Origin of the sequence: Amycolatopsis circi, from assembly GCF_003385235.1 — a bacterium.
Classification (GTDB): domain Bacteria; phylum Actinomycetota; class Actinomycetes; order Mycobacteriales; family Pseudonocardiaceae; genus Amycolatopsis; species Amycolatopsis circi.
In genome coordinates this window covers 70,360-77,202 of record NZ_PQIA01000029.1, presented here as the reverse complement: position 1 = coordinate 77,202, position 6,843 = coordinate 70,360, and the positions used below count along the sequence as shown (strand labels likewise).

8 protein-coding genes are annotated in these 6,843 nt (G+C 68.0%); 3 read left to right on the top strand and 5 right to left on the bottom strand.

Features of this window, described 5'->3' with window-relative positions; all coding sequences use genetic code 11:
• Nucleotides 1-203: 203 nt before the first annotated feature.
• Nucleotides 204-959, bottom strand: a complete 756-nt coding sequence (locus D0D37_RS15675; protein ID WP_116201271.1) for an SDR family NAD(P)-dependent oxidoreductase — start codon at nucleotides 957-959, stop codon at nucleotides 204-206.
• A gap of 126 nt (nucleotides 960-1,085) precedes the next feature.
• Here D0D37_RS15675 and D0D37_RS15670 point away from each other — a divergent pair, with 126 nt between their 5' ends.
• Together D0D37_RS15670 and D0D37_RS15665 are read left to right on the top strand one after the other, a co-directional pair.
• Complete coding sequence (locus D0D37_RS15670; protein ID WP_116201270.1) at nucleotides 1,086-1,817, top strand: SDR family NAD(P)-dependent oxidoreductase; 732 nt, start codon at nucleotides 1,086-1,088, stop codon at nucleotides 1,815-1,817.
• A gap of 27 nt (nucleotides 1,818-1,844) precedes the next feature.
• Nucleotides 1,845-2,585, top strand: coding sequence for an SDR family NAD(P)-dependent oxidoreductase (locus tag D0D37_RS15665; protein ID WP_116201276.1), 741 nt, complete (start codon nucleotides 1,845-1,847; stop codon nucleotides 2,583-2,585).
• 38 nt (nucleotides 2,586-2,623) lie between these two features.
• Here D0D37_RS15665 and D0D37_RS15660 read toward each other — a convergent pair whose 3' ends face one another.
• The 4 genes from D0D37_RS15660 to D0D37_RS15645 all read right to left on the bottom strand — a co-directional run bounded on the left by D0D37_RS15660 (nucleotide 2,624) and on the right by D0D37_RS15645 (nucleotide 5,503).
• Nucleotides 2,624-3,463: an IclR family transcriptional regulator gene (locus tag D0D37_RS15660; RefSeq protein ID WP_116201269.1), complete on the bottom strand. Its 840-nt coding sequence runs from the start codon at nucleotides 3,461-3,463 to the stop codon at nucleotides 2,624-2,626.
• Nucleotides 3,464-3,621: 158 nt separating this feature from the next.
• Nucleotides 3,622-3,885 (bottom strand): ferredoxin, encoded by a 264-nt coding sequence (locus D0D37_RS15655; RefSeq protein ID WP_208719967.1) that lies wholly within the window; start codon nucleotides 3,883-3,885, stop codon nucleotides 3,622-3,624.
• A complete protein-coding gene (locus D0D37_RS15650; protein ID WP_116201268.1) occupies nucleotides 3,882-5,027 on the bottom strand; it encodes a 3-ketosteroid-9-alpha-monooxygenase, oxygenase component in 1,146 nt (381 codons plus the stop codon). The genes D0D37_RS15655 and D0D37_RS15650 overlap by 4 nt, the downstream gene beginning before the upstream one ends.
• A gap of 89 nt (nucleotides 5,028-5,116) precedes the next feature.
• Nucleotides 5,117-5,503: a nuclear transport factor 2 family protein gene (locus D0D37_RS15645; protein WP_116201267.1), complete on the bottom strand. Its 387-nt coding sequence runs from the start codon at nucleotides 5,501-5,503 to the stop codon at nucleotides 5,117-5,119.
• A gap of 246 nt (nucleotides 5,504-5,749) precedes the next feature.
• On the opposite strand from D0D37_RS15645, the gene D0D37_RS15640 reads away from it, so the two are divergent.
• Complete coding sequence (locus D0D37_RS15640; protein ID WP_116201266.1) at nucleotides 5,750-6,802, top strand: ferredoxin--NADP reductase; 1,053 nt, start codon at nucleotides 5,750-5,752, stop codon at nucleotides 6,800-6,802.
• Nucleotides 6,803-6,843 lie beyond the last annotated feature (41 nt).

The window sequence follows — 6,843 nt, the reverse complement described above, 5'->3', positions numbered from 1 at the left end:
GCTCCCCGCGAACAGACCGGACGATCTAGGCAATCGCCAGTCCTAGCCGGGAGCCCTGTCGCCTAACCACCCGCCACGCACACCACCGCCGAACCGTGATCAACCACGCTTAAGTTCCTGGCATTGGGACTCAGAGTCCCTCAGGGTTCCCCTCACGGACAGCAAAAGCCGCACCGGCGGCGCCAGCTGAAGGGTCTGGGGCGTCAGATGCCGTATCCGCCGTCTACGTCGAGTTTTTGTCCGCTGATGAAGCCGGCTCGGTCCGAGGTCAGGAAGCAGACTGCTTCGGCGATGTCCTGCGCGTTGCCGAAGGTGCGCAGCGGGATGGCGCGCCGGGCTGCGTCGAGGGCACGTTCGTCTAGATCGCCGTTGGCCATCAGGGCCGCGGCCATGCCGTCGGTCAGCATGCCGGGGCCGACGCAGTTGACGCGGACCCCGAACCGGCCTTCCTCCGCGGCGAGCGCCCGGGCGGTCGCTTCGATCGCGCTCTTGGGCCCGGCGGAAAGGCCGTCGCGAACGGGGTAGCGCTTCGTCGCCGCGGTGGTGACCGCGACGATCGAGCCCTTGCTGGCGCGCAGTGCGGGCAGTGCCGGATGTACGAGGTTGAAGAACGCGGCGGCTTCTGCGTTGAGGTGCCTGCTGAAATCTTCAGGATCCACTGTGGACAGATGCTGCTGCGGGACGAGCGGTCCGGCGGCGTGGACGAGGGTGTGGATCGCTCCGAAGCGCTCCAGCACGCTGTCGACGTACGTCTTGGTCTGGGCCGGATCGGTGAGGTCGACAGGATCGGCCGTCGCCCCGAGTTCGGTGGTCAGGCGGTCTGCTGCTTCCTGGTTGCTGCGGTAGGTGAAGGCGATCGCGCAGCCGCGTTCGGCGAGGGTCCGGCAGATCGCGGCGCCCAGGCCTCCGGTCCCGCCGGTCACGATCGCGACGCCCCGCTTGCCGTGGAAATCCTTCAAGGGCGTCTTCTTCCGTCGAGAGGTAAAGCAAGCGCTTGGTTAAGAGAGTACGTTTCCGTGCCAGGCCGGTCAATCCCGCTCCGCGACAGGCTTTCTAAACAACCAAGCAATTGCTAGGTTCGAGTGATGGCACAACGGGAACACGCGGTCGTCACCGGAGGAAGCAGCGGAATCGGACTGGCCGTGGTCCGCAGGCTGCTCGATCGAGGGCTGGCGGTGACCGTGTTCGACCGGCAGCCGCCGCCACGCCTGGACGGCTTTCCCGGCCTGCTCCAGGACTTCCGCGTCGACGTGTCCGACGAGGACGAGGTGCGCGACGCGTTCGCGGCGGCGGCTCGCGAGGCGGGTCCGGTCCGCCGATTGGTTGCCAGTCATGGCATTCGCGGCCAGTTCCGGCCCGCGCTCGACCTCGATCTGGACGCCTGCCGCCGGGTGCTGGACGTGCACGTCGTGGGCACGCTCGTCGTGGCGCGGGAGATGGTGCGGGCGCTCGGCGATCCTCCCGCGTCGATCGTGGCGCTGGCCTCGACCACCGCCTACCGGGGCTGGGCCAACCAAGCGGACTACGGCGTCGCGAAGGCCGCGGTCCGGCAGCTCGTCGAGAATCTCGCGATCGAATGGGCGGGCCGCGGCGTCCGGGTCAACGCCGTCGCGCCGGGGCACACGCTGACTCCCATGGTCCAGCAGATGATCGACCAGGGTTACGACACCGGCGACACCTGCGCCCGCACGCCGCTCGGGCGGCTCGCCGATCCGGGCGAACAGGCTGGTGCCATTGAGTTTTTGCTGCTGGACGCGCCGTTCGTGACCGGGGTGTGCCTCCCGGTCGACGGGGGCTGGACGGCGGTAGGGAAGTGAACCTCTTGGGAACGAAGGAGTGGAATGGTGACTGGTCAACTGGTAGGGCTGCGGGACAAGATCGTGTTCGTCACTGGTGCCGCGCAAGGGCAGGGTGCCGAGCACGCCCGGACGACAGCGCGGCTGGGCGCGCGGGTCGTGCTGGCCGACCTCGACGAAACCGCCGTCGCCGCGGTTGCCGGTGAGATCGACGGCGAGACGCTCGCCGTCGGATTGGATGTGCGCAGCAAGGAAAACTGGGCTGCCGCGATGGAACTGGCGGGCGCCAAGTTCGGCCGGATCGACGTGCTCGTCAACAACGCCGGGTTCTACCGCAAGGCGCCGCTGGAAAGCTTCGAGGAAGACCACCTCGGGCAGACCTTGGCCGTAAACCTGGTCGGGCCGGTTCTCGGGATGCAGGCGGTGCTGCCGTTGATGCGCGAGCGCGGCGGTTCGATCGTCAACGTCGCTTCGACCGCGGCACTGACCGGGTTCGCCGGTGGGCTGGGATACAGCGCGTCGAAATGGGGTCTGCGCGGGGCGAGCAAATCCGCGGCGAAGGAGCTTGGCGAGTTCGGGATCCGGGTCAATTGCGTTTGCCCGGGTGCGATCGACACGCAGATGATCTCCGAGACAACACGGGCGGGCGGCGGCGCGGTGGCGGGTCAGCCGATCCGTCGTCCCGGCACGACTGCGGAAGTTGCCGCGTTGGTGGCATTCCTCGCGAGCGACGCCAGCAGTTACTGCACTGGACAGGATTTCGTGATCGACGGCGGCCAGACCGCCTGACGGCGAGCCTTCACCGTCGGCGGCCCCGGCGGTGAAGGCTACGCAGGCCCGCCGTTGGCCAGCTGCAATTCGACCGCCGAGGAAGGCTCACTGGGCCGCGGAAGATCCGGCACCGCACGGGGCCGCAGCGTGGGAACGCCGTTGGCGACCCGCCACACCGTAGCGGCGGCGTTGCGCACCTCGGTGATCGTGGCGGTCAGGTCGAGCGCCCGGGTCGGCCCGCACACCGACAGCGCGAAGTGCCCGTCGTCGTCCATGGTCGTGATCGGCGCGGCCACCACGGTGACGCCGTGATGAGTGCCCTGCGCATCGACTGCGACACCCCCGCGGTCGCGGACCCGGGCGAGGTCGCGCATGAGCTGGCTGCGCGTCTGGATGGAGTACTGGGTGGGTGCGTAGCCGAACTGCAGTTCGGGCCAGTGATCGGGGGAGAGGGTGGCGAGCAAGGCCCGGCCGGGGGCGGTCAGCGGGACCGGCTGGCGCGCGCCCGCGCCCCACTGCCCGGAGGCGGACGGCCACGAGCCGATCCGTTCGAGGTGCATGATCTCGGCGTCGACCAGCATGCTCAGGTACACCGTCAGCCCGCAGCGCCGGTGCAGTTCGGCCATCACCGGCAGCGCGGCGCGGGGGACGATGCGCCGCCGGGTGAACTGCGAGCCGAGTTCGAACATGCGCACCCCCAGCGTGTAGGTGAACTCCTTGCGCTCCACCCAGCCGAGTTCGACCAGCCGCTGCAGGATCCGGTGCGCCGACGACCGCGGCACGCGGGAGCGGCGGGCGAGTTCGGCCAGGGTCAGCGGCCGTTCGCCCACGAAGGACTCCAGCAGCGACGCGACGCGGTCGATCATCGCCGCGGGGGCTTCCTCGATGTGCGCCATTGCAACACCACCTCCAGAGACTGCGAATGTCAGATTGAGACTACCTGTCAGAATCTGACACCTCGGAGTGTAGGCACATCGACGGGCGGCTGTAAACCGGCTCGCGGACAGCGAGGTGCGCCGTATCCGGGAGAACCGGACACGGCGCACCCCCGCGGTCACACCGGCTGCACTATCCGAAGCCGCCCTGCCGCGACTTCGGCCTCGAGGGACTCCTTGAGCCGCGAACATCCCGCCAGCGCGGGTCCCGGCATCGGCGACGCGCCGAGTTCCGCGCAGGCTTCGACGGCGTCGGCGTTCCATTGCAAGCTCGTCTGGTGCACCGTGCTCTTGCGCACCAGCAGCCGCGCCGCGCAGTGCTGGCACCGCAGCGGCTGCATCGGCACGTCGTCGAGCCGGTTGTCGGTCCTCGGTTCGCTCACGGCGCGGTCTCCGTCGGCTTGGCCTGCCGGGCGACGTTGGCGGCCACCTCGTCGTGCCACGCCTTCGTCGGCCGGGTGAGGTCCAGTTCGTACTCGAACCGGTCGACCATCTCCGGGCTGATGTCGGCGACGTCGACGTAGAACTGCTCGTACCAGCGGCGCAGCTGGTACACCGGCCCGTCCTCCTCGCACAGCAGCGGATTGTCGATCCGGGCCTTGTTCTTCCAGATCTCGACGTCCTGCTCGAAGCCGACCTTGATGTAGTCGCCGAGCGCGATCGCCGACGCCATCGCCGCGTCCTCCGGCAGCGACGCCGACTTCTTGACGATGATCCCGTACTGCAGCACGAACGAATCCGCCGAGATCGGGTAGTGGCAGTTGAGCAGAACCGTGTGATTATCGCCGGATTCGTAGTGGTACGTCAGGTCGTCGATCATGAACGACGGGCCGTAATACGACGCGACGGACGTGGTGCCGAGCATTTTCGGCTGGCCTTCGGGCGCGGGGTAGTCGTCGCGGGCGTCGCCGTTCATGTACTGCGTCGCGACGTGGCCTTCGAAGACGTTCTTGAAGTAGGTCGGCAGCGATCCGTGCACGTAAAAGAAATGCGCCATGTCGACGACGTTGTCGATGATCTCGCGGCAGTTGGTGTTGACGACGGTCGTGTACCAGTGCCAGTCGGTCCACTCGTCGCTTTCCGCGCCTTCGATGCGCGGGATGGCGACGTCCTCGGTCGGCTTCTTGCCTTCCGGGTCGTGCCAGACGAACAGCAGGCCGTCCTGCTCCGAGGTCGTCCACGCCCGGGTTCGCGCGAGCACGGGGACGCGTTTGCTGTACGGGATCTGCTTGCACCGGCCGTCGCCGCCCCAGCGCCAGTCGTGGAACGGGCAGGCGATCTCGTCGCCCTTGACCTCGCCTTGGGACAGGTCGCCGCCGAGGTGCCGGCAGTAGGAATCGAGAATGTTGATCTTTCCGCCTGCTCCGCGGAACACCACGAGTTTCGTGCCGAAGGCGTGGACGGTATGCGGTTTCCCGTCGCCGAAATCGCGGACGAGACCGAGGCAATGCCAGCCGCGGGCGAAGCGGGCCGGCGCCGAATCCGCTTCGATCAGGCGGATCTCGTCCGGTTGCAGAGAAGTCATCGCGCTCTCCTGAAAAGGGTAGGTGGGGAGCTGTCAGTCCGGTGCGTTCCCGTTTTACTAAGCGCCGGGGTCATGAACCCGGTCACAGTTCACTGACTGGAACGCCGCTGATGCACGACGTCGGCGGGGCTCCAGATCGCGCGCATGCTCGTGATCCGGCCGCGTTCGTCGAAGGTCATGACGTCGATCGGCTCGATCGAGCTGACGAACTCGTCGGTCGTGGTGATCACGCGCAGGTGGAAGGCCGCGGTGTCGCCGGACGCGCGGACGGTCAGCAGTTCGGCGGTGAGGGCGAGGCCGTCGAGTTCGCTGTAGAACGCGGCGATGGCTTCGCGGCCCTTGCGGACGGCGCTGCCCGCGGGGTCTTCGACGGTGGCGTCCTCGGCGTAAAGCTCAGCGATCTTGGCCGGATCGCCCGCTTCGAGCCTGCGCGCGTACTCCGCTACCGCCTCGGTGATCTTGTCGATGGTCAGCATGCCGGGGATGCAAGCACAGCCGGGACCGGGAAAAAGCCCGAGCAACCGCTTGGTGGGAAGCCGGCGGTTTCGCGACCGTCCTCCCAGTCAGCGAAACGACCGCGGTCCGGCGCCCGGACACCGCTCTACCGTTCCCCAGGCCCGCCCCGCCGAAGTCCGTGAGGGCCACCTTCACGGACTCAGAGTCCCTCAGGGTTCCCCTCACGGACCGGGGCGGCGGGGGTGAGACGACGACCAGGAGGGTGGATGTCCACCGAAACGAGTACCGGCCGCGAGGCCGCGCCGGGTTCGCGCGGGACCAGGGTCCGGGTGACCGACGTCGTGGAGGAGACCGCCGACGCGCGCTCGTTCGTCGTGGAGCCGGTCGGGGAGGCCGCGTTCGACTACCGGGCCGGGCAGTTCCTGACCGTGCGGGTCCCGGACGCGGGCACGGGTTCCGCCCGCTGCTACTCCCTGTCGAGTTCGCCGCACAGCGACCAGGCGATGAAGTTCACCGTCAAGCGCGTGCGGGGCGGGCACGGATCCAACTGGCTGTGCGACACGGTCGCGGCCGGGGACGAACTGGACGTCCTTCCGCCCGCCGGAACCTTCACGCCCGCGTCGCTGGACCAATCCGTGGTGCTGGTCGCGGGCGGCAGCGGGATCACGCCGGTGATCTCCATCGCGAAGTCGATCCTGTTCGGCGGCAGCGGGAACGTCGTGCTGCTCTACGCGAACCGGGACGAGTCGTCGGTGATCTTCGCCGGGGAACTGGCCGCGCTCGAGAGCAAGTTCCCCGATCGCTTCACGGTGCTCCACCTGCTGGAATCGCTGCAGGGCTATCCCAGCCGGAACCTGCTGACGGTGCTGCTGCGTCCGTTCGCCGACCGCGACGTCTACCTCTGCGGGCCGGAGCCGTTGATGGACCTCGCGGCAGACGTGTGCGCCCTCGTTGGAATCCCCGGCAGCCAGGTGCACTCGGAGCGATTCCTTTCCCTGCAGCAAGATCCGTTCACAGATGAGCCGCCGGAGCCTGGGAACGGCGAGGTTGCGTGCACCGTACGGGTTTCTCTCGACGGAGACGACCACGTCGTGCCTTGGACGGCCGGGCGGAAACTCCTCGACGCGCTTCTGGCTGCGGGCGTCGACGCGCCGTACTCGTGTCGTGAAGGTGCTTGCAGTGCGTGCGTCTGCTCGCTGACGGCGGGCAAGGTCAACTTGGCGCGCAACGAGATTCTCACCGAGGACGACCTCGCCGAGGGCTACATCCTGGCGTGCCAGGCGGAACCGGTCAGCGACGAGATCGCCGTCGAGTACTGAAAACGCTGTTCCACTCATCAGGAGACCTGGTCCGATCCGGC